Raw genomic sequence first — 21,921 nt, forward strand, 5'->3', positions numbered from 1 at the left:
CGGAAAAAATAGACGCCGCTGCGGGGAAAAGCAGCGGCGAGAGAGGAGCGGTATTACTTCTGCGAATCAGCGTCTGATGAAGTGACGATATTGCTGTCGTTTTCATCATGAGCATTTTCGTCATGAATGTTTTTATCATTAACAGCAGGTGTCGCAGCGGCTTCGACTGCCTCGTTCAGCTTACGTGAAATCGGCTTGCCATATTCCTGATCGCTATGGCGCGTCAGCCACAGCGACAGGGCTTTTAGCGAATCTGGCGTAAACTCATCGCAGCGTGCGGTGATCTCTTGCGGCGTCAGCCAGCTGACCTCATCGACCTCTTCTTCCTGTAGCGCAAACGGCCCGTGGGTGACGCAGCTAAACAGCCCGCCCCATACACGGCAATTCTCGCCTTCGTAATAGAACAAGCCATGCTCTGCAAACGGCACGCCCGCAATGCCAAGCTCTTCTTCAGCTTCACGACGTGCGGATTCCAGCATTTGCTCACCGCTTTGCACTACGCCGCCAGCGGTCGCGTCCAGCCAGCCTGGATAGAAATCTTTGATTTTCGTCCGGCGCTGCACCAGAATTTTACCCATTCCATCATGCACAACAATGTAAGTGGCACGATGACGAAGACTCTGCGCACGCATCTGCTGACGACTTGACTGAGCAATTACCTCGTTGTTTTCATTGACGATATCAACCCACTCTGTGCCTGCTGCCTGACTTTGTTCCGCCATCCTCTGAAACCCTTTAGTATTGGCACGTTGCTACGCGCGTCTGTTTTAAATGATCGAACTTTGCTGTGAATATTCCCTGCTGCCTTGCCGTTATTCAAGGTCAAAAACAGGGTATACGCTAAATTAGTGCCTAATCGCGACCTGTGCAATAGGTTCGCCGCCGTGTAACGGCAGAACCCGCAGCTCGTCTTGTTCAAGTAAACCATAGCTCGCGGGGTATCCCCCTTTCGGCAAGCTCACTGAGCCGGGATTGAAAAAATAATATTCACCGCGTTGCTCAGCAACCGGGATATGGGTATGACCATATACCAGAACATCCCCCGCGTGTAGCGGCGGCATATTCTCTGGATGATAAAGATGACCGTGCGTCAGGAAAAGGCGATTCTGCGGCAATAGCACATGTTGCCAGGGTGCCGTTATCGGAAAGGTCAACAGCATCTGATCAACCTCACTGTCGCAGTTCCCTCGCACGGCAATGATGCGTGACGCATAAGCGTTCAGTCGGGCAGCCACATCCGCAGGCTGATAGTTCTCCGGCAGCGGGTTGCGCGGGCCATGATTGAGAAAATCACCCAATAAAATAAGCCAGTCGGCATGACTCTGCTCAAAGATCGCCAGCACGCGATCCGTCGCGCTGAGAGAACCGTGTATATCGGACGCAAACATCAACTTCATCGTTATCTCCACAACGTTTATATCAATAGTATTACACCTACAACACCCGCATCCTTTATCGGACGTAGTCTACCAAAGTTGGCAACGCGCTTCCGGTAAAGATCGTGCAACGAGGTGCGTCATCGCTTATTTTTCACTCGCAGAAGTGGTAGGGTAAGAACCCGTTCCTCAATACGCTATTCTGACAGCGCATCGCTCTCTGAAGCGATCAACTGCCATACAGTCCATGATGTTTTTCTGAATTAAAACGGAGACTTGATTCATGATTGACCTGTATTACGCACCAACCCCTAACGGGCACAAGATCACCCTGTTTCTGGAAGAAGCTAATCTCCCCTACCAGCTCCACCGCGTGAATATCAGCAAAGGCGAACAGTTCCGACCGGAGTTTCTGGCTATCTCACCTAACAACAAAATTCCCGCGATTGTTGATACGCAGCCCGCGGAAGGTGACACGCCGATTAGCCTGTTTGAGTCCGGCGCGATTCTGCTCTATCTGGCGGAAAAACACGGCGTGCTGCTGAGCACCTCATTACGTGAGCGTACAGCCACACTGCAATGGCTGTTCTGGCAGGTCTCAGGTTTCGGGCCGATGTTGGGGCAGAATCATCATTTTAACCACTATGCGCCTCAGCCTGTGCCTTACGCCATTGAACGCTATCAGCAGGAGACGCAGCGCCTGTACCGCGTACTGGATAAACATCTGCAAGACAGCCCTTGGCTAGCAGGAGAAAATTACAGCATCGCTGATATCGCAACCTATCCGTGGGTGGTTTCTTATGCTCGCCAGCGCGTCGATCTTGATGACTACCCAGCGGTGAAGGCATGGTATACGCGTATCAGTGAGCGTCCGGCAACGCAACGGGCTTACCAGCTCGCCGAGCAATAAAATTCTGGCATCATCTCATTCGGCCTTTGGGTATCTTCTGCTATGGTAATCAACATATTGTCGTTAACGATACCCCCTGACGCTGCGGTTTAATCGCAGTAACAGAAGCAACCGAGGGCCGAGCAATGCCACATCACTATTCTGACGCCATTATTCGTATAAAAAATCTGCGGCTGCGCACCTTCATCGGTATCAAAGATGAGGAAATCACGAATAAGCAGGATGTGATCATCAACGTTGTGATTCACTACCCAGCAGAACAGGCACGCAATAGCGAGAATATCGCTGATGCGCTGAACTACCGCACCATCACCAAAAGCATTATTCGCCACGTGGAAGATAACCGCTTCGCTTTGCTGGAAAAATTAACGCAGGATGTGCTCAACATCGCCAGCGATCACGAATGGATCACCTATGCTGAAGTAGAAGTCGATAAACCGTTTGCCCTGCGATACGCCGATTCGGTTTCCATGACCCTGCGTTATCACAAGGCATAAATATAAGGGGGAGCGATGCAACTACTTATAACAGGCGGAACCGGCCTTATTGGCCGCCATCTTATCCAGCGATTACAGCTGCTTTCCCATGACATTACGGTACTGACACGCGATCCTGAGCGCGCCCGAGGCGTTCTCGGTAATCAGGTGGAATATTGGTCCACGCTGAGTAATATCACCTCACTGAACGACTTTGACGGCGTCATCAATCTGGCGGGCGAACCTATCGCCGACAAACGGTGGACGCCACAGCAAAAACAGCGCTTGGCAAAGAGCCGCTGGAACATCACCGAGCAGCTTGCGACGCTGATTAAGGCCAGCAGTGAGCCACCAGCGGTTTTTATCTCTGGATCCGCTGTCGGGTATTATGGCGATCAGGGGGAAGCGCTAGTCACGGAAGATGAATCCCCAGTCGATGAATTCACACATCATCTGTGCGCCCGCTGGGAAGCACTGGCGCAGTCCGCCGAAAGCGATAAGACCCGCATCTGCCTGCTGCGCACTGGCATTGTTCTTTCAGCACAAGGCGGTGCGCTGGCAAAAATGCTGCCGATTTTCCGCCTCGGGCTTGGCGGGCCGATGGGTTCCGGCAAGCAATATATGCCGTGGATTCATATTGATGACATGGTGAGCGGCATTATTTATCTGCTGAACCAGCCGATACTGAGCGGCCCTTTCAATATGGTTGCGCCCTACCCGGTTCATAATGAACAATTTTCTGCCACGCTGGCACACGTATTGGATCGCCCCGGTTTTCTGCGGGCTCCCGCTTTTGTGATAAAACTACTGATGGGAGAAGCGTCGACGCTGGTACTGGGTGGACAGCGCGCCATTCCGCAGCGGTTAGAAGCCGCAGGCTTTAATTTCAGCTTCATTGAGCTAGAAGAAGCCCTGCAGGACGTCATCAAAAAACCGAGCTGATAACTATCCATCTCAGGTCGCAGGTAGCCTTTCGCAGAACGGGAACGATGATAATGGGATAGAAGAGTAAAGCGTCCGCGCCAGGGATGGCGCGGCTCGAGCTTACAGGGAGGTACTTGCAGCGTCTTTACGATCTACCCATTATCATCGCTCAACGCACACCATCAGCCCCAAAACCTACTTCAACGCGCCTGACAGAAACTGCTGCAAACGCGCACTTTTTGGGCTACCGAACAGTTGATCCGGCGGCCCTTCTTCTTCGATCACGCCCTGATGCAGGAAAATAACGTGGCTGGAAACATGGCGGGCAAACTCCATTTCATGCGTCACCACCACCATCGTTTTCCCTTCCTCCGCAAGCTGCTGCATGATACGCAACACCTCGCCGACCAATTCGGGATCGAGCGCTGACGTAGGTTCATCAAATAACAAGACTTCCGGCTCCATCGCCAGCGCCCGTGCAATGGAAACGCGCTGCTGCTGACCACCGGAGAGATCCGACGGGTATTTCTGTTGGGCCGCATCCGTGATCCCGACCTTGTTCAGATAGAACACCGCCCGCTCACGCGCTTCCGCTTTACTGAGTCCTAACACCTGAATTGGCGCTTCCATCACGTTTTCCAACGCCGTCATGAAGCTCCACAGGTTGAAGTGCTGAAACACCATCGTCAGGCGTGTCCGCAGCATCTGAAGCTGCTTTTTATCAAAAACTTTCAGCTGTCCGTCAGTATCGCGCACCATGCGAATTTCCTGATCGCTGACGTAAATCGCCCCTTCACAGGGCTTTTCCAGAAAATTAATGCAGCGCAGTAAGGTACTTTTCCCGGAACCAGACGATCCAATAATCGAAATAACGTCACCCGCCTTCGCCTGTAATGAGATCCCTTTCAGCACCTCATGCTGGCCATAACGTTTACGCAGTTCCGTCACCATCAATTTGTTATTCGACATGCTCTTTTTTTCCTGCGTTTAATGAGATGAACGGGTATAAAGATGACGTAACCAGCGCCGTTCCGCCTTTCTGAATAGTCCAATTAACACAAACGAGATCGCCAGATAGATGACTGCCGCGATGCCAAACGCATAAAACGGCTGGTAGGTTGCCGCGTTGATATCACGGGCAATCTTCAGAATATCCGGTACCGTTACGGTAAAGGCCAGCGCCGTTGAATGCAGCATCAAAATCACTTCGTTGCTGTAGGCGGGCAGCGCAATACGCAGTGCACTCGGCAAAATAATGCAGCGGTACTGCTTAAAGCGGGAGAAGCCGTATGCTCTGGCAGCTTCAATTTCCCCATGAGGTACCGAGCGGATTGCCCCTGCGAAAATCTCTGTCGTGTACGCACAGGTATTCAGTGCCAGCGCCAAAACGGCGCAATTTAGCCCGCTGCGAAAAAAAGCATTCAGCATGTCAGTGCCGCGCACGATCTCCAGGCTATACACGCCGGAATAAAACACCAGAAGCTGCACGTAGAGCGGTGTACCACGGAACACATAGGTGAATAGCCAAACCGGAAAGCTGAATCGGCGTCTCGGCGATACGCGAGCAATCGCCAGCGGCAGCGCCATCAGCCCGCCGATAACCACCGAGGAAATGAGCAGCCAGAGCGTCATCGCCATCCCAGTCAGGCGGTAACCATCGCTCCACAGTAGCGGCTGCCAATATTGTTGCAGGATCTCACTCATAATTTATTTTTTTGACTCCCTGCGAATAGTGCCTTTCCAGCCACCACAACACGCCGTTAGAAACGGTGGTAAAAATCAGGTACATCGCCCCGGCAACCAGCGCAAAATAAAACGGTTCGTGTGTGCCCTTGCCAGCTAGTTGCGTCGCCTTAATCACATCATTCAGGCCAAGCAGTGACACCAGCGCCGTCGCTTTCAGGATCACTTGCCAATTGTTGCCGATGCCCGGCAGCGCGAAACGCATCATGGAAGGAAACAGAATACGGCGGAACACCTTCATCGGAGAGAAGCCAAACGCGACGGCAGCTTCGATTTGCCCCCGCGGCACGGCAAGATAGGCTCCACGGAAGGTTTCCGTGAAATACGCGCCGTAAATAAAGCCCAGTGTAATAATTCCGGCAGTCAACGGATCGATGTCAATCTGATCCAGGCCGATCGATTCCGTCACGCCGTTTAAGACAATTTGCAGACCATAAAAAATCAGCAACATCAGTACCAGATCGGGAATGCCACGAATCAGCGTGGTATAGCAGGAAAAACACCCCGCCAGCAGACGGTTGGAAGACAGCTTCGCCGATGCACCAATCAGGCCGATAGCCAGCGCCAGCAGTAACGAACTTGCAGCCAGCTCCAGCGTCATGATGGCACCATCCAGAATTAGCTGGGAATAGCCATAGAGCATCAATGATATCCGTTGAAATAGCGGTTAATGGCACGCTGCGTCATCAGTCAGGAACGCGACACGGGAGGAACGATCCCGTGCCGCATGCCCTACGATCCCGCTACATATGTGATAAAGAAATGAGCATCACTTTGGCGACATTAGCCGCCGTATACGTCAAAATCGAAGTATTTTTTCGCGAAGGTATCGTAGGTACCGTCTTTACGCATTTCTTCAAAAGCTTTATCCAGCGCGGCTTTCAGCTCGGTATCCGCTTTGCGCAGGCCCATACCGGTCCCCACACCGAAGAACTTGTCATCTTTTACCGCCGGGCCAGCAAACTCATAGTCCTTACCCGCATCCAACTTCAGGAAACCTTCACTGGCTGCGACTTCATCCTGAAAGGCTGCATCAATACGGCCTGCGGCCAGATCGGCATAAATCAAATCCTGATTTTGGTAAGCGACAACGTCAACGCCTTTCGGCTGCCAGTTAGCATTAGCAAAGGCTTCCTGTGTTGATGCCTGCAATACGCCAACACGTTTGCCGCCCAGAGAAGCCAACGTGGGTTCAATGCTTGTCCCTTTCTTCGCAATCAGGCGTGAATTGGCTGCATACAGCTTCTCGGTGAAAGCAATTTCCTGCTGACGTTTTTCGGTGATAGACAGAGAAGAGATGATGGCATCGATTTTTTTAGCTTTAAGGGACGGAATTAACGCATCAAAGTCACTTTCTACAAACGTACAGTTAGTCTGAATACGCTTGCACAGCTCTTTCGCCAGATCGATATCAAACCCAACCAGTTCGCCGCTGGCGTTTTTGGATTCAAAGGGAGCATAGGTAGGATCGGTACCAATTTTAATATTCTTAGGAATCTCCGCCATCGCGCTACCCGCAGCCAGAATGAGTGCCAATGGTAAGACTTTGATCAGTTTCTTCATATTGCTACCCTTATCATGAGTGATTGATGTCATGTGTCGTCAATGTCGGAACGATTTATACCCGTCATACTTCAAGTTGCATGTGCGTTGGCTGCGTTCACTCACCCGAATCACTTACCTAAGTAAGCTCATCGGGATTCCTTCTCTTGCCGCCTTCCTGAAACTCGAATTATTTAGGGTGTATTGTTTTAAAAATGAACGATATGAGTGCTATTTGTTTTCTGCGCCGACTATTACCGTTTTTGTAGCAGTTTTCATGCCACAATGAACGTAGGGACGTCGTAAAAACCCCATGAGCGAAGCGCGCAGAAAATAAAGGTTAACCATTTGATTCTGCAATATTTTTAGAGGATATTTTTTGGCGTGTAACAATAAGGATAGATAACATTGGCATGAATACAAAAACCCAATCGCACCATTTTGGTGCCTTTACGCACAAAATTAGTGCAATGTGATAAAAAGGCACAAAAAAAGGGCAGTAAAAGTTTACCGCCCCGAGAGAAAAAAATAGCGTGCCTAGGTCGCTATCCTGCTACGACGCACCTTGCCAGCGGATAAAGAGATCTTTTGGCAGGTCGATGTCAAACTGGTCCAGAATACGATTCACCGTCTGATCGACAATATCCTGCACACTTTCTGGGCGATGATAAAATGCAGGCACCGGCGGCATGATTATCGCGCCCAGTTCAACGGCGGTGGTCATCAGCCGTAAATGCCCTAAATGCAGCGGCGTTTCACGCACTCCCAGCACCAGAGGACGACGCTCCTTCAGCACCACATCAGCCGCGCGGGTCAATAGATTGTCGCTGTAGCTGTGCACAATGCCGGAAAGGGTTTTTATCGAACAGGGTAGAATCACCATCCCCGCCGTTTTAAACGACCCCGAAGAGACGCTGGCAGCGATATCACGCGTGTCGTGTACCACATCGGCCAGCGACTGCACGTCACGCAGGCTAAAATCCGTTTCTAACGCCAGCGTCTGCCGGGCGGCCTGACTCATGATCAGATGCGTTTCGATACCTTCCAGCGTCTGTAAAACCTGTAGCAGTCGGATGCCGTAAATGACGCCGCTGGCACCGGAAATTCCTACAATGAGTCGCTTCATTCATACTGCCTCTGGCTGGCCGCGTCAGCAGAAACGCGGAAAAATCATCTGCGCAAACTTTGCCGCATTGATTAGCGATAAGCAAGGGCAAGCGCCGAAAGCCTGTTTTTGATATGCCATTTTTATCTCCATACAAAATTTTCTCTACATACAACTTTTCTCTACATACAACAAAGGGGAGGACACTTTCGCGCCCTCCCCCTTCAATACAGCCTTGATGTACGACTAGCTGTTAACCTTCGTTGTGCAGTTCCAGATCTTCAACTTCATTCTGGCTACGCAACGCTTTGGCATCGTCGTTACGCAAGACTTCCAGATAATCCAAATAGCCTTGATCGACGTCCTTCGTTACGTAAATTCCGTTGAACACCGAGCATTCAAACTGAGCGATATCCGGATTATCTTCACGCGCCGCATCGATCAAATCTTCAAGATCCTGGAATATCAGTTCATCAGCACCAATAATCTTACAGATTTCATCCACTTCACGACCGTGGGCAATCAGCTCATTGACGCTTGGCATATCGATGCCGTACACGTTAGGGAAGCGAATTTCCGGTGCCGCTGAGGCCAGATAAACACGCTTGGCTCCTGCTTCACGCGCCATCTCTACAATCTGCTCTGACGTTGTACCACGCACGATGGAGTCATCCACCAGCAGCACGTTCTTGTCACGGAACTCAGCACGGTTAGCGTTCAGCTTACGGCGTACCGATTTCTTACGCGCCTGCTGTCCCGGCATGATAAACGTACGGCCAACATAGCGGTTTTTCACAAATCCCTGACGATACGGCTTGTTGATGATGCGCGCGATTTCCAGCGCGATATCACAAGAGGTTTCAGGAATCGGGATCACGACATCAATATCGAGATCTTCCCACTGGCGCGCAATTTTTTCACCGAGCTTCTGGCCCATACGAACGCGTGCGCTGTAGACCGAGATTTTATCGATGAAAGAGTCCGGGCGAGCGAAGTAGACATATTCGAACAAGCACGGATTGCTCTTTGGATTCTCTGCACACTGGCGGGTAAACAGCTGCCCTTTTTCCGTAATGTAGATCGCCTCTCCCGGCGCCACATCGCGTAAAAATTCAAAGCCCAGAGTATCCAGCGCGACGCTTTCTGACGCCACCATATACTCACTGCGGCCATCTTCCAGATCGCGCTTACCGATAACCAGAGGACGAATCCCGTTTGGATCGCGGAAAGCGACCATGCCGTGACCGATAATCATGCCAACACAGGCATAGGCACCGCGAATTTGCTGGTGCGTTGCGGCAACGGCCGCAAAAACATTATCGGCTTCCAGCGGGTAGTGTTGGAAACGGTCCAGCTCTCTGGCGAAAATATTCAGCAGGATTTCAGAATCAGACGTGGTGTTAACGTGACGACGCTCCTGCTCGAACAGCTTTTTACGCAGTTCGTGGGCGTTAGTCAGGTTACCGTTGTGAGCCAGCGTGATACCGAACGGTGAGTTAACATAGAAAGGCTGTGCTTCCGAGGCGCTGGAACTGCCCGCGGTCGGATAACGCACATGGCCAAGCCCCATGTTGCCCTGTAAGCGTTGCATGTGCCGCGCTTCAAACACATCTTTCACCAGGCCATTGGCCTTACGCAGGCGAAAACAATTAAAGGCATCGATGGTCACAATACCCGCAGCATCCTGCCCACGGTGTTGCAACACCGTTAACGCGTCATAAATCGACTGGTTGACCGGTGTAAAACCGGCGATACCGACAATACCGCACATGGTGTCTTTTCCTCATCAGCGCTACCGCAGCGATAAATGCTGCGGCAAGAAACTTGACGTGCTTTGCAGGTAGTCAAAAAACCACCTGATAATATAACTGAACTGCGGGATTAACTGGGACTGCTTCCAGTCATCACTTTGTGAAAAACCGGTGAACGTATCCAGAAAGAATAGCAGTGCGGAAACGATCAGCACCCCGCGCAGCGCACCAAAACAGATGCCCAGAACGCGATCGGTGCCGGATAATCCGGTACGTTCAACCAGTGAACTAATCACATAGTTGACGATAGCTCCCACAATCAACGTTGCAATAAACAGAATGGCAATCGCAATACCGTTACGCACCAGCTCATCATCAAAACGGGTGAAGTAGACCGCGAGGTAAGCGTAGTAATGACTGGCAACAAAAAAAGCACATCCCCAGGTTACTAACGACAGCGCTTCGCGAACAAACCCTCGGATCAGGCTAACCAGAGCCGAAAATCCGATGATGCCAATAATGACGTAATCAACCCAAACCATGAACTATCCTAATAATGAACGATGCTACCGATAAGCCGCTACGTCATCCTGTTCGCGGCGCATTCTAACAGAAAAAGAAAACGTTTGCGTAGCGTATTTCCGCCGATTTCATCGATAGATAATCAGGCGAAAAAACCGACAAGACGTCATGCCTGATTCTATTAACTCTCGGCATCTCAAAACTCACAGCAGGCATCTTAAAACAGCGGCGGGGCGACGTATCACTGATGTGAACCTCATCCCCGCTGCCTGCTTTTGCTTATTTACGTGGCCGACGGCGAACTATCCGTCACGTAATCATCACGCTCGACGACCGTTAACGAACGGAATGTGCTCGCACCTGCCCGCTTAGCCCACTGAGCTGTTTCAGCTCGCCCAGTGAAGACTCCAGCTTCTGCTTCGATGCATCCGGCCCCACGTAAATACGGGTGATTTCGCCTGAAACCGGCGTTGATGGCACGGTATACGCGCGGTAGCCAGAGAGGCGAAGCTTAGCGACAATTTCGTTCACCTTATCCGCGTTTTTCAGCGCACCAAGCTGCACAATATAGGCCTGCCCGACAGGCGCTTGCTGCGTCGGCTGCGTTTCAGGCTTCACTTCCGGTTTGGGTTCCGGTTTAGGCTCTGGCTTCGGTTTCACTTCTGGCTTCACCTCAGGCTTTGGCTGAGGCTTCGGCGTCACTGGCGCTGGCGTCTGAACTGGCGGACGCTCAACCACCACTGGCGGTGCCGTCATGGCTGGCGTATTCGTGCCAGAATGGGACGATGGCGGCGTCTGCGTCGTGGTTTCAGATCCTGTCGTTGTAGATGATGCAGACGATCTCGCTTCACTGGCTTCGGCTTCAGCACTGTTTTGCATCGCCGCTTCCGCCCCTTCTGGCGGCTGACTCGGCAACGACGGGTTCAGCGCAGGCAGCGCTTCCATCTCATTGCTGTCACCCGGTTTAGGGATCAGTGGAATCGATGCAAACTCGTCTTCGTAGTGCTTTTTCTTGCCGTCCAGCAGGCCGGGTAAAACGATCACGCCCAGCGCGACCAGAATAACCGTACCGACCAGTCGATTCTGAAATTTACTCGCCATTCGCCTTCTCCTCATCCAGCGCTTCCATCACATGCGCTACCGTATGAAAAGATCCACACACAATGACGATATCCTGCTCCGTCGCCTCGGACATTGCTTGCTGCCAGGCGGCAACGACATTGGAGAACGATTGGCTGTGCGTCAGGTGCTCGGCAATCTGCTGCGCCGTGGCACCACGCGGCCCCTCCAGCGGTGCGCAATACCACGCATCCACCAACGGCGTTAAGTGGGCCAACGTACCGGCGATGTCTTTATCCGACAGCATGCCGACGACAGCTCGCACTTTTCCAGTTTTCGGCAGCGCGGCCAAACGATTTGCCAGATACGCCGCCGCATGAGGGTTGTGTGCAACATCAAGAATCAATCGCGGAGACGCCTGCACGGTCTGAAAACGCCCGGGTAATGCGGCGTGCTGCAAACCTTGTCGAATCGCCTCTTCACTCACGTTGAGTGAAGAATAGTGCAATGCAGCCAGTGCCGTGGCGGCATTGGCTAACGGAACGTTAGGTAACGGCAGCCGTGACAGTTCGCGCTGTTTATCCTGCCAGCTCCATGTCTCACGCTGAACGGAATATTCCCAGTCGCGACCACGACGGCGCAGCTGTGCACCTTTCTCTGCGGCAACATCGGCAATCGTTCCCGGCATATCCGGTTCACCAACAACGGCAGGTCTACCCTGTCGGAATATCCCGGCTTTCTCGCGGCCAATGCTTTCCCGATCGTTACCTAGCCAGTCGGTATGGTCGATAGCAATACTGGTTACCACGGAGACATCCGCATCCACAATATTGGTGGCATCCAGACGCCCGCCTAGCCCCACTTCCAGAATGACGACATCCAGATTCGCCTGCTTGAAGAGTTGCAGTGCCGACAGCGTACCGAATTCAAAATAGGTGAGCGATACCGCCCCTCTCTCTGCTTCGATATCCGCAAACGCCTGCGTATGCTGTGCTTCAGGCAATTCTTTGCCCTGGATACGCACTCGCTCGGTATAGCGAACAAGATGGGGAGAACTGTACACGCCTACCCGTAGCCCGGCGGCTAACAGAATGGATTCCAGCGTACAGCAGGTCGTTCCTTTGCCGTTTGTCCCCGCGACAGTGAAAATCGTGGCGGCAGGCTGGAGCAGTTGGAGATGTTCAGCAACCTGCTTAACGCGCTCCAGGCCTAGATCAATGGCCTGAGCGTGCAGGTGCTCAAGATAATGAAGCCACGTGACCAAAGGTGACGTGGCTTGAGGTATTTGAAGAGTATCCATGAGTCCCGTTCACTAGCTTACGGTTCATTGCGGGCAGAGCGTGCATTGCAACTCGGTCGAGAACGACGTGGTCGAGCACCACACGTCCTGCCCATCATGTCAATTATGCGTCATCCTGTGATGATTCAGACGGCACATCGCTGCGGATTTCCACATCATCGTTGCCCGGTTCTGGATGGTTCGTCAGTTTGGCAAGAATCGTGGCCAGCTTGTAGCGCATTTCCGGACGACGAACGATCATATCGATCGCCCCTTTCTCAATCAGGAATTCGCTGCGCTGGAAGCCCGGCGGCAGTTTTTCACGCACGGTTTGTTCGATAACGCGTGGGCCGGCAAAGCCGATCAGCGCTTTCGGTTCGGCAATGTTCAGGTCACCCAGCATCGCCAGACTCGCGGAAACACCACCCATGGTTGGGTCAGTCAGCACAGAAATGTAAGGCAAGCCACGATCGCGCATTTTTGCCAATGCTGCACTGGTTTTCGCCATTTGCATCAGCGACATCAGCGCTTCCTGCATACGTGCACCGCCACTGGCGGAGAAGCACACCAGCGGACAACCGTCTTCCAACGACTGCTCAACGGCACGCACAAAGCGCGCACCCACAACAGACGCCATTGAACCGCCCATGAAAGAGAACTCAAATGACGCGACGACAATCGGCATACCGTATAGCGTGCCTTTCATCACAACCAGCGCATCTTTCTCATCGGACTGTTTCTGTGCAGAAACCAGACGATCTTTATATTTTTTGGAATCCCGGAATTTCAGGACATCCTTCGGCTCCAGTTCGCTTCCCAGTTCAACAGTATTTTCTTTATCCAGAAAAGCCTGTAGACGGGCACGCGCGGAAAGGCGCATATGGTGATCGCACTTCGGGCAGACACCCAGATTGCGCTCCAACTCGGCACGATAAAGAACCTGGCCGCAGCTATCACATTTTGTCCAGACCCCTTCAGGGATGTTCGCTTTACGGGTCGGTGTGATATTGCTTTTGTTAAGAATTCGTTCAATCCAGCTCATTGATAACCTTTCTGCTTGAACCTGGCAAATGCCAGTCCGCTGTTCATGTTATTCCCTGACAACATTGCCAATGAAAAAATGCCTGAGACGCACGACAATCGCGGTACAAAGGCATCGGCACCAAGGGTGTTCCCAAGAACAGACCATAAATGCTGCCCATTAAACCATAACGTTCCGGTACTGTGGATAAAAAACTGGTCAAACCGGATGTTAAAATACTTCACTTATTTCACATTGCCGCGCGAGGCCGCTCTACGGTGACGGGCAATCTCAATAATGCCCGGCAGGATAGAGAGAAAAATAATTGCAACAATCAGTAATTTCAGATTTTCCTGCACCACTGGCAAATCGCCAAACAGGTAGCCCGCATAGGTAAACGACAACACCCACAGCAGCGCACCAATGACATTATAGGCTGCAAAATGCCGATAGCTCATGTGCCCCATCCCGGCAACAAACGGCGCAAATGTTCTCACAATCGGGACAAAGCGCGCCAGAATTATTGTCTTGCCACCGTGACGCTCGTAAAACGCATGCGTTTTATCCAGATAGCTGTGGCGGAAAATTTTTGAGTTCGGATTGCTAAACAGCTTCTCACCGAACAGTCGTCCAATAGTGTAGTTCACTGCATCACCCGTAATCGCGGCAACGATCATCAGGAATACCATCGTGTGCACATTCAGATCGTTCGACGGCAACGCCGCCAGCGCCCCTGCGACAAACAGCAGCGAATCTCCCGGCAGAAACGGCGTCACCACCAGCCCGGTCTCACAGAACAGAATCAGGAACAAAATGGCATAAATCCAGACACCATATTGCGCCACCAGTTCCGCCAGATGAACGTCAATGTGCAGAATAAAATCAATAATAAACTGTATAAATTCCATCACAACTTCTTCTCCCAAAGTGTCTATCGAACGCACGCGGTCGATATACGCAAGGCAGCCGCACTCTCCGTGTTGCCTTGCGTATAGCACGCTGAATAGCCTCGTCCTTAATACGCATCGCACCCTGCCTTTGGCCTACGGCCATCTGGCAGTGTGCAACAGGTAAAAAAACGCACTCATTACAACAAAAAACGTCAATCCGCTAAAAAGAGCGGCCCCATCGTAGGCCGCGGCAAAGCAAAACGCGCAGGATAATCTACCGCCACCAAATACAGCCCTTCGGCTCTGGCTGTTGCGCCAGCCAGCGTACGATCTTTGGCCGCCAGCAGCTCGGCAATCCACGACTCTGGGCGATTGCCACAGCCGACATCCATCAGGCTACCAACGATATTACGCACCATATGATGAACGAACGCATTGGCCTTAATATCTACCACGATATAGTCACCGTGACGTGTAACCTTTAAATGATTTACATAGCGCCACGGCGTGCGCGACTGGCACTGCACTGCACGAAAAGAGGTGAAATCATTCTCACCCAACAGGCATTGCCCGGCTCGCTCCATGCGTTCCACGTCTAACGGGTGATAAAAGTGCGTCATGCCGCGCGACAGCACCGCAGGACGATAGCGGTGATTGTAGATGACATAGCGGTAGCGACGTGCCGTGGCGCTGAAGCGCGCATGGAAATCCTCATCTACCGTTTTCACCCAGCGCACCGCGATATCCGGCGGTAAATTTGCATTCACACCCATCGTCCAGGCGGCGTCTTTTCTGATCGCGTGCGTGGTGAAATGCACCACCTGCCCGGTGCCGTGAACGCCAGCATCGGTTCGCCCGGCGCAAAACACCTCTATCGGTTCATCCGCGACTTTGCTCAGCGCCTTTTCAAGACAGGCCTGCACGCTAGCGACATCAATCTGACGCTGCCAGCCATAATAGAGGCTACCGTCGTACTCAATGCCTAGCGCGATTTTCAGCGGGGCGCGTTCGTTTTCCGCAGCGGCATCGGCCTGAATAGCCTCTGCCTGAGTGGTTTCCGACATTACCCGAGATACTCCTGCACCAGACATTCTGCCGTTTCCACCGCCATCAACGCGCCGCCAAAGCGGGCGTTATCGGCGACCGACCAGAATTGCAGTAGCTCAGGAATACCGTAATCATTGCGCAGACAGCCGACGCTCAGTTGCCCATTGCCGGACGCATCACCAACCTGCGTCGGGTAATCCTGCTCGTCGCTTACCTCAATATTCCCGGCATTGAGCAGTTCATCGCGCGCTTCTTCCGCTGACAGCGGACGCAGTGATTCAAGATGAACAACCTGCGCGTGACCATAAAACACAGGGGACTGAATGCAGGTCACTGAAATCGGTAATCCGTCATCCTGCAAGACTTTACGCACTTGATCGACCAGCGCGCGTTCTTCGCGCACGCTGCCCACATCATCAGGCAGTAAAGGCAACAGATTGAATGCCAGCTGTTTCGGGAAAAGCCCAGCCTCAGGCGGAACACCATTCAGCAGACGAGCACTTTGCCCCGCCAGATCGTCTATCGCCGCTTTACCGAGTGCGGAAACCGACAGCATATTGACGACATGCAGGCGTGAGAGCCCAGCCGCATCGGTCAATGGCTTAATCGCCGTCAGTAGTTGGCTAGTCAGGCTGTCGGCCACCGCGACAATATTGCGGTTACGATAATCTGCCAGCGTATGCGTATTCACGCCGGGCACCACCAACGGGACATCCGGCTCCAGCGCAAACAGACCGCTGCTATCGATAACCAGACAGCCCGCGTCCCCCGCGTCTTCCGCATAGCGGGCGCTGACGTCCTGACCAGCAACAAAAAACGCCAGCTGCGCCTGTGACCAGTCAAAATCCGCCACATCGGTGACCAGGCAAGATTTGCCGTTAAAACGTATGGTTTCACCCGCGCTACGTTCACTGGCCAGCGGATACAGTTCACCCACCGGGAATTCGCGTTCCTGCAATAATTCCAGTAACGCCGTGCCTACTGCGCCCGTTGCGCCCAGCAGAGCAATATTCCAGCCGTCAGACATTTGGTTCTCTCCCAAATTTTGAATGAAACACAAATCATGAATGGAACCGGCAGACGATAGCGACACCGTCTGTCAGTTCATGAATAAATAACTGTCTATTAATGAATAAATAGCATGCTTATGCGACGCATCCGCCAGCGGAGAACCTCAGCGGTGCTCCGTTAACGTGCATCCCGCACTGACGCCGTGAACCCCAGCGCGTTCAGGCAATCTGCGCTATCAGCATCGGCGCAGATAACATGGAGTGACGACCATTCGCGTCGTTCCTGATAATGTTTGCGCAGGCGATCGAATTCGCCTTCCTGATGCGCAACGTGGCGCAACAGTGCATCGTCCCGGCGCACATCATACACCAGATGCACCAGACGTTTTAGCAACGCCTCATCCAGCGGCGCAGTCAATGTCACTTCGGCATAATCTGGTGCAGGCAAAAGCGACGAAAGCGCCACCTGCTGCGGAGTTCCGATAAACTCGCTCCACGCCTCAAACACCTGCGTGGTGCCGCGCGCTTTCCCTTCCAGCGTATAGCCAGCGATATGTGCCGTGCCAATGTCTACTCGCGCCAGCAGATCGGTCGATAACGCAGGTTCCGGCTCCCATACGTCAAGAATGACGCTGAGTTTTTTACCCTGTTGCAGTGCCTCAAGCAGTGCAGCATTGTCCACCACCGGGCCACGGCAGGCGTTAATCAGAATACGTCCGTCCGCAAACGCGTTCAGTACGGCGGCATCAACCAGATGATGAGTACGGTACGGTCCGTCGAGATACAGCGGCGTATGCAGCGTTAGAATGTCGGCATCACGCACCAGCGTGTCGAGCGGCAGGAAATCCCCCGCCTCACCGCGATCGGCACGCGGCGGATCGCACAGCAGCGTGTTAACGCCCCAGGCTTTCAGACGTGCATCCAGACGTCTGCCAACATTACCCACGCCGACAATCCCTACGGTTTTGTCACGTAGTTGGAAACCATCACGCTCGGCCAGCATCAGCAAAGAAGAAAAGACGTACTCCACTACCGCGATGGCATTGCAGCCGGGGGCGGCAGAAAACGCGATCCCGTTGGCGTTAAGCCAGGTGTCATCGACATGGTCGGTGCCTGCCGTCGCGCTGCCGACAAATTTTACCGCCGAACCAGCCAGCAGATCCGCGTTCACCTTCGTGACCGAGCGCACCATCAACGCATCCGCGTCCGCCAACAGATCGCGCGGCAAAGGACGTCCCGGTACGGCCTGCACTTCACCCAGACGGCTAAATAGCTCGCGGGCATACGGCATATTCTCATCAACCAGAATCTTCATTGTCTTCTCCGACATCGGTAGCCAGCCAAAAAAAGCGGGGAGATATTTTGCCACCGAATGGTGCAGAAACCCAAGGCAATTACGACGCGATATCTTTCCGTTATCGGTTCGCACCCATGAGGATCTGACAAGATGGTCGCCATAGAAAGCCGATGCCATACAAGGTTGATAGTCGTCACATGGCTCTGTTATGTTGTTTGCCATTGCTGCACTTGCCCCATTTTTATCGACCAGACAGGCAATTGGTGCGTTTTTCGTCTGGTCTGTTATGAGAAACCCAACGTGAACGCCCTCTTTCCCACCATTGCCGTCCTGATCTGGTCAGTTAACGTCATCGTCAACAAGCTCTCTGCAAGCGTTATTGACCCAGCCGCCATCTCGTTTTATCGCTGGCTGCTGGCGTTCCTCGTCATGACGCCGTTCATGCTGCCAACCCTTCGTCAGCACGCGGCGACCATTCGTCAACACGCCTGGAAACTGCTGGTGTTGGGTCTGCTTGGCATGGTGTTGTACCAAAGTCTGGCCTATTACGCGGCGCACTCGATCAGCGCCGTGATGATGGGGATTATGGGGTCACTTGTACCACTACTCACCGTCCTGCTCAGCATTCCGCTGCTGCGCCTGGCTCCCACGTTGGGCGTGCTGCTCGGTAGCCTGCTGTCGCTGGTCGGGATTGTCTGGCTGATCGGTGAGGGACATCCAGAACAAATTCTGGCGCAGGGCATCGGCCCCGGTGAACTCATGATGTTTTGTGCGTCGTTGTCCTATGCACTCTATGGCGTGCTGACCAAACGCTGGAGCATCCCGTTGCCCAACTGGGTGTCGCTCTATGTGCAAATTGCCTTTGGCGTAGTCGTGCTGATTCCAAATTTCCTGCTGACGGACAATGTGCAACTCAATGCCGAAAATCTGCCGCTGGTAATTTTCGCTGGCATCATGGCCTCAATCCTTGCGCCTTTTCTGTGGATTCAGGGGGTTATGCGCCTCGGAGCCAGCAAAGCCTCCATCTTTATGAACCTGACGCCGATCTTTACGGCGATGATCGCCATTAGCTTTTTGCACGAGCCGTTACATCATTATCATCTGGTTGGCGGTGGCATCACGCTACTCGGCGTGATCCTCGCCCAGCGCTTGCGCATCCCACTAGGACGTAGCTCATCAGCCACCCCATAAGATTAGTGCCGTTTTAGGCGACGTCTGACTATCGGCCGTCACGGGAGATTGCTATGATTCATCTCAATCATGACGGCAGTGAGGATAACCGATATGCAACCTGTAAGTGGCCCAGGTGCCCCGCTGCCCGGCGAACGCTCGGTTACACCAACAACCACATCATCAGCCTCTACTTCATCCGCTAACGCCGCAGGTTCCTCCAACGGCGATCGACCGTTGACGCTGGCGCAGCGCACAACGCTGGAAAATCTGGTGCTTAGAGTTGCCGCGCTGACAACGTCAAAGGCAGCGGAAGTCTGGACAACGGTAAAACAGGGATTAGGGCTGGCAGAAAATAATGAACTGCTGTCCCGCCATTACCAGCCTGCCGAGCAGATACTTCAGACGCGTTTAACGCAGGCGCAAGATAGCGGTGGACGTCAGCAGCTGCTTCAGCGTCTGACGGATATGCTGTCTCAGGGAAATAACCGTCAGGCGGTCAGCAATTTCATCCAGCAACAGTTCGGTAGCACTACGCTAAGCGCGCTGACTAAAACGCAGCTACAGCAGGTTGTTACGCTGCTGCAAAACGGGCAAATCCCGCAGTCAACGGCATCAGCCACAGCATCGCAAACCGCTCAGGCCGCCAACTCGCCCGATCGCCCGCTCTCTCCTGCTGAACAGCGCGGCTTGAATCAGTTAGTCACCCGCTTAGCGACCATGACCGGGGAACAGCCGGCAAGAGTGCTGAATAATCTGATGATGATGCAGAATCTTAGCCCGGGTGACGCCATCCCGTTAAAACATCTGCCGCTGATCACGCAGTTCCTGCAAGCTCAAGTTGAGCTGCAACAGACGCAAACGCTGCTGCGCGCCACCCCGCCTGCGCAGCAGGGAACACAGACCCATGCAGGCACGACAGGCGCTGCGCCAGAACCGCTGACAGCCAACACCACCAATACGGCTAACGCGAATTCGTCATCCGCAGCGAATCTATCATCACAGCCGCTACCGCCACAGAATGCGCTGCTTTCCCCGAATCTCGCGCCGTTGCAGGCTTTGCTACAACAGCCTATGACCGCGCAGGAACAGCACTTATTGATGGATTACACGCAGAATCGCTTCAATATCGGATTACAAACCCCGCTGACGCCGATGCAGGTTAGCGATCTGCTGACGTTCCTGTTTACGCAGCGTATTCAGCGCTCGCAGGAAACGGACTGGACCACAACCTCACAATTGCTGCATCCGCTGTTTAACCCGCTGATTGCGTCACTGCCGCTCAGTTGGCAATCCCTGTTCCATAAGCCAATGTTTTTGGTGATTGTCAGCACCTGCGTGGCCGCATTTCTGCTTTGGGTATTGATCTAACGTCAATACCGCCCATGACTATCGCTGACTGACCCTCATCAACCAAACCCGCGCTAACAAAAAACCCCGCGGCTTGCGCCAGCGGGGTTTTCTTTATTTCAATGAGAACGTTTGACTGATAAACCGATTATTTATCGAGTTTTCTCATTACCAGCGTCGCATTCGTACCACCGAAACCGAAGCTGTTAGACATCACCGTGGTCAGTTTGCGTTCCGTCGGTTCAGTCACGATGTTCAGGCCAGCAGCCTGCTCGTCCAGATTTTCCACGTTGATGCTCGGTGCAACGAAACTGTGCTCCAGCATCAGCAGTGAGTAAATCGCTTCCTGCACGCCAGCTGCGCCCAGAGAGTGACCGGTCATCGCTTTGGTCGCAGAAATAGCTGGCGAGTTGTCGCCAAACACTTCGCGAATCGCACCCAGTTCCTTCACATCGCCAACTGGCGTAGAAGTACCGTGAGAGTTCAGGTAATCGATCGGCGTATCCACACCGTGCATCGCCATCTTCATACAACGAACAGCACCTTCACCTGATGGAGCAACCATATCCGCGCCGTCAGACGTCGCGCCGTAGCCGACTACTTCCGCGTAGATGTGTGCGCCACGTGCCAGTGCGTGTTCCAGTTCTTCTACGACGACCATACCGCCACCGCCTGCAATGACGAAACCATCGCGGCCAGCGTCATAGGTACGGGACGCTTTTTCTGGCGTCTCATTGTATTTAGTCGACAGTGCTCCCATCGCATCAAATTCACAGGCCAGTTCCCAGCACAGTTCTTCCGCGCCGCCAGCGAACACGATGTCCTGTTTGCCCATCTGGATTTGCTCAACCGCGTTACCGATGCAGTGTGCAGAAGTCGCACAGGCAGAGCTGATGGAGTAGTTCACGCCGTGAATTTTGAATGGCGTTGCCAGACACGCGGATACCGCAGAACCCATGGATTTAGTTACCACGTAAGGGCCAACGGCTTTCAGACCGCGCGGGCTACGCATCGCGTCAGCACCGAATACCTGATAGCGCGCAGAACCGCCGGAACCAGCAATCAGGCCAACGCGCGGGTTATTCTGATAAACCTCATCAGACAGCCCAGAATCTTGAATCGCCTGCTCCATGGATAAGTAGGCATAGATCGATGCATCACTCATAAAACGCACAATTTTGCGGTCGATGAGGCCAGTGGTGTCCAGTTTGACATTCCCCCAGACGTGACTACGCATGCCGGAATCTTTCAGCTCTTGAGAGAAAGTAATGCCCGAGCGGCCTTCTCGCAATGATGCCAGAACTTCCTGCTGGTTATTACCGATGCTTGATACGATCCCTAGGCCAGTAATCACTGCACGTTTCATTTAATACCTCTTCTTCCACTTATAGAGTTTGGGATTTCGCTTCGCACTTTAGCGTACAGTTGTAAGCTGAACAAGTCCGATCA

Annotated in this window: 23 protein-coding genes; 6 read left to right on the top strand and 17 right to left on the bottom strand. The window is 53.0% G+C overall.

All coding sequences use genetic code 11. The annotated features are described in order from the left end of the window. Window positions 1-53 precede the first annotated feature (53 nt). Window positions 54-722 carry an NUDIX hydrolase YfcD gene (yfcD, locus tag QWJ20_RS15285; protein WP_109412263.1) on the bottom strand — a complete coding sequence of 223 codons (669 nt, stop codon included), beginning with the start codon at window positions 720-722 and terminating at the stop codon, window positions 54-56. 123 nt (window positions 723-845) lie between these two features. Then, on the bottom strand, window positions 846-1,397 hold the full coding sequence (gene yfcE / locus QWJ20_RS15290; RefSeq protein WP_433992906.1) for a phosphodiesterase: 552 nt from the start codon (window positions 1,395-1,397) through the stop codon (window positions 846-848). 262 nt (window positions 1,398-1,659) lie between these two features. On the opposite strand from yfcE, the gene yfcG reads away from it, so the two are divergent. From yfcG to QWJ20_RS15305, 3 genes are all read left to right on the top strand, one after another. Next, a complete protein-coding gene (yfcG, locus tag QWJ20_RS15295) occupies window positions 1,660-2,286 on the top strand; it encodes a GSH-dependent disulfide bond oxidoreductase (RefSeq protein WP_095700058.1) in 627 nt (208 codons plus the stop codon). Window positions 2,287-2,411: 125 nt separating this feature from the next. Beyond that, on the top strand, window positions 2,412-2,783 hold the full coding sequence (gene folX, locus QWJ20_RS15300) for a dihydroneopterin triphosphate 2'-epimerase (protein ID WP_010278945.1): 372 nt from the start codon (window positions 2,412-2,414) through the stop codon (window positions 2,781-2,783). Between the two features lie 15 nt (window positions 2,784-2,798). After that, window positions 2,799-3,704 carry a TIGR01777 family oxidoreductase gene (locus QWJ20_RS15305; RefSeq protein WP_433992907.1) on the top strand — a complete coding sequence of 302 codons (906 nt, stop codon included), beginning with the start codon at window positions 2,799-2,801 and terminating at the stop codon, window positions 3,702-3,704. Between the two features lie 177 nt (window positions 3,705-3,881). Here QWJ20_RS15305 and hisP read toward each other — a convergent pair whose 3' ends face one another. The 5 genes from hisP to QWJ20_RS15330 form a co-directional block, all read right to left on the bottom strand. After that, window positions 3,882-4,655: a histidine ABC transporter ATP-binding protein HisP gene (hisP, locus tag QWJ20_RS15310; protein WP_039471302.1), complete on the bottom strand. Its 774-nt coding sequence runs from the start codon at window positions 4,653-4,655 to the stop codon at window positions 3,882-3,884. Between the two features lie 18 nt (window positions 4,656-4,673). Further along, entirely contained in the window at window positions 4,674-5,390 is a 717-nt protein-coding gene (locus tag QWJ20_RS15315) for an ABC transporter permease (protein ID WP_226308478.1), read from the bottom strand. Further along, window positions 5,383-6,072: a histidine ABC transporter permease HisQ gene (locus QWJ20_RS15320; protein ID WP_095700061.1), complete on the bottom strand. Its 690-nt coding sequence runs from the start codon at window positions 6,070-6,072 to the stop codon at window positions 5,383-5,385. The genes QWJ20_RS15315 and QWJ20_RS15320 overlap by 8 nt, the downstream gene beginning before the upstream one ends. Before the next feature lie 140 nt (window positions 6,073-6,212). After that, the gene (locus tag QWJ20_RS15325) at window positions 6,213-6,992 is read right to left on the bottom strand and encodes a lysine/arginine/ornithine ABC transporter substrate-binding protein (RefSeq protein ID WP_014916042.1); all 780 of its coding nucleotides are present in this window, start codon (window positions 6,990-6,992) and stop codon (window positions 6,213-6,215) included. Between the two features lie 532 nt (window positions 6,993-7,524). Next, window positions 7,525-8,097, bottom strand: a complete 573-nt coding sequence (locus QWJ20_RS15330) for a UbiX family flavin prenyltransferase (RefSeq protein ID WP_219678497.1) — start codon at window positions 8,095-8,097, stop codon at window positions 7,525-7,527. Between QWJ20_RS15330 and QWJ20_RS15335 the strand changes: the two genes are divergently transcribed. Beyond that, complete coding sequence (locus QWJ20_RS15335; protein ID WP_259391269.1) at window positions 8,084-8,209, top strand: hypothetical protein; 126 nt, start codon at window positions 8,084-8,086, stop codon at window positions 8,207-8,209. The genes QWJ20_RS15330 and QWJ20_RS15335 overlap by 14 nt on opposite strands. 120 nt (window positions 8,210-8,329) lie before the next feature. Here QWJ20_RS15335 and purF read toward each other — a convergent pair whose 3' ends face one another. From purF to pdxB, 9 genes are all read right to left on the bottom strand, one after another. Further along, complete coding sequence (gene purF, locus QWJ20_RS15340; protein WP_095700062.1) at window positions 8,330-9,847, bottom strand: amidophosphoribosyltransferase; 1,518 nt, start codon at window positions 9,845-9,847, stop codon at window positions 8,330-8,332. 21 nt (window positions 9,848-9,868) lie between these two features. Further along, a complete protein-coding gene (gene cvpA, locus QWJ20_RS15345) occupies window positions 9,869-10,369 on the bottom strand; it encodes a colicin V production protein (RefSeq protein ID WP_005969889.1) in 501 nt (166 codons plus the stop codon). A 316-nt stretch (window positions 10,370-10,685) separates the two neighbouring features. After that, complete coding sequence (gene dedD, locus QWJ20_RS15350; RefSeq protein ID WP_433992908.1) at window positions 10,686-11,450, bottom strand: cell division protein DedD; 765 nt, start codon at window positions 11,448-11,450, stop codon at window positions 10,686-10,688. Further along, window positions 11,440-12,708 (bottom strand): bifunctional tetrahydrofolate synthase/dihydrofolate synthase, encoded by a 1,269-nt coding sequence (folC, locus tag QWJ20_RS15355; protein ID WP_433992909.1) that lies wholly within the window; start codon window positions 12,706-12,708, stop codon window positions 11,440-11,442. Before folC ends, dedD begins: the two co-directional genes overlap by 11 nt. Window positions 12,709-12,811: 103 nt before the next feature. Continuing rightward, the gene (gene accD, locus QWJ20_RS15360; RefSeq protein WP_075278229.1) at window positions 12,812-13,729 is read right to left on the bottom strand and encodes an acetyl-CoA carboxylase, carboxyltransferase subunit beta; all 918 of its coding nucleotides are present in this window, start codon (window positions 13,727-13,729) and stop codon (window positions 12,812-12,814) included. A gap of 224 nt (window positions 13,730-13,953) precedes the next feature. Next, window positions 13,954-14,616, bottom strand: a complete 663-nt coding sequence (locus QWJ20_RS15365) for a DedA family protein (RefSeq protein ID WP_433993084.1) — start codon at window positions 14,614-14,616, stop codon at window positions 13,954-13,956. A 194-nt stretch (window positions 14,617-14,810) separates the two neighbouring features. Continuing rightward, window positions 14,811-15,662, bottom strand: coding sequence for a tRNA pseudouridine(38-40) synthase TruA (truA, locus tag QWJ20_RS15370; RefSeq protein WP_095700066.1), 852 nt, complete (start codon window positions 15,660-15,662; stop codon window positions 14,811-14,813). After that, entirely contained in the window at window positions 15,662-16,672 is a 1,011-nt protein-coding gene (locus QWJ20_RS15375) for an aspartate-semialdehyde dehydrogenase (RefSeq protein ID WP_120358413.1), read from the bottom strand. The genes truA and QWJ20_RS15375 overlap by 1 nt, the downstream gene beginning before the upstream one ends. Window positions 16,673-16,833: 161 nt before the next feature. Next, complete coding sequence (gene pdxB / locus QWJ20_RS15380) at window positions 16,834-17,970, bottom strand: 4-phosphoerythronate dehydrogenase PdxB (protein WP_433992910.1); 1,137 nt, start codon at window positions 17,968-17,970, stop codon at window positions 16,834-16,836. 282 nt (window positions 17,971-18,252) lie between these two features. Between pdxB and QWJ20_RS15385 the strand changes: the two genes are divergently transcribed. Then, the gene (locus QWJ20_RS15385; protein ID WP_433992911.1) at window positions 18,253-19,143 is read left to right on the top strand and encodes a DMT family transporter; all 891 of its coding nucleotides are present in this window, start codon (window positions 18,253-18,255) and stop codon (window positions 19,141-19,143) included. 93 nt (window positions 19,144-19,236) lie between these two features. Then, window positions 19,237-20,493 (top strand): flagella biosynthesis regulator Flk, encoded by a 1,257-nt coding sequence (gene flk / locus QWJ20_RS15390; protein ID WP_433992912.1) that lies wholly within the window; start codon window positions 19,237-19,239, stop codon window positions 20,491-20,493. 127 nt (window positions 20,494-20,620) lie between these two features. Here the strand turns inward: flk and fabB are convergent, their stop codons facing one another. Continuing rightward, window positions 20,621-21,838: a beta-ketoacyl-ACP synthase I gene (gene fabB, locus QWJ20_RS15395; RefSeq protein WP_039284831.1), complete on the bottom strand. Its 1,218-nt coding sequence runs from the start codon at window positions 21,836-21,838 to the stop codon at window positions 20,621-20,623. Window positions 21,839-21,921: the final 83 nt, after the last annotated feature.

Origin of the sequence: Pectobacterium sp. S5 (genome assembly GCF_051707265.1) — a bacterium.
GTDB lineage: Bacteria > Pseudomonadota > Gammaproteobacteria > Enterobacterales > Enterobacteriaceae > Pectobacterium > Pectobacterium polare.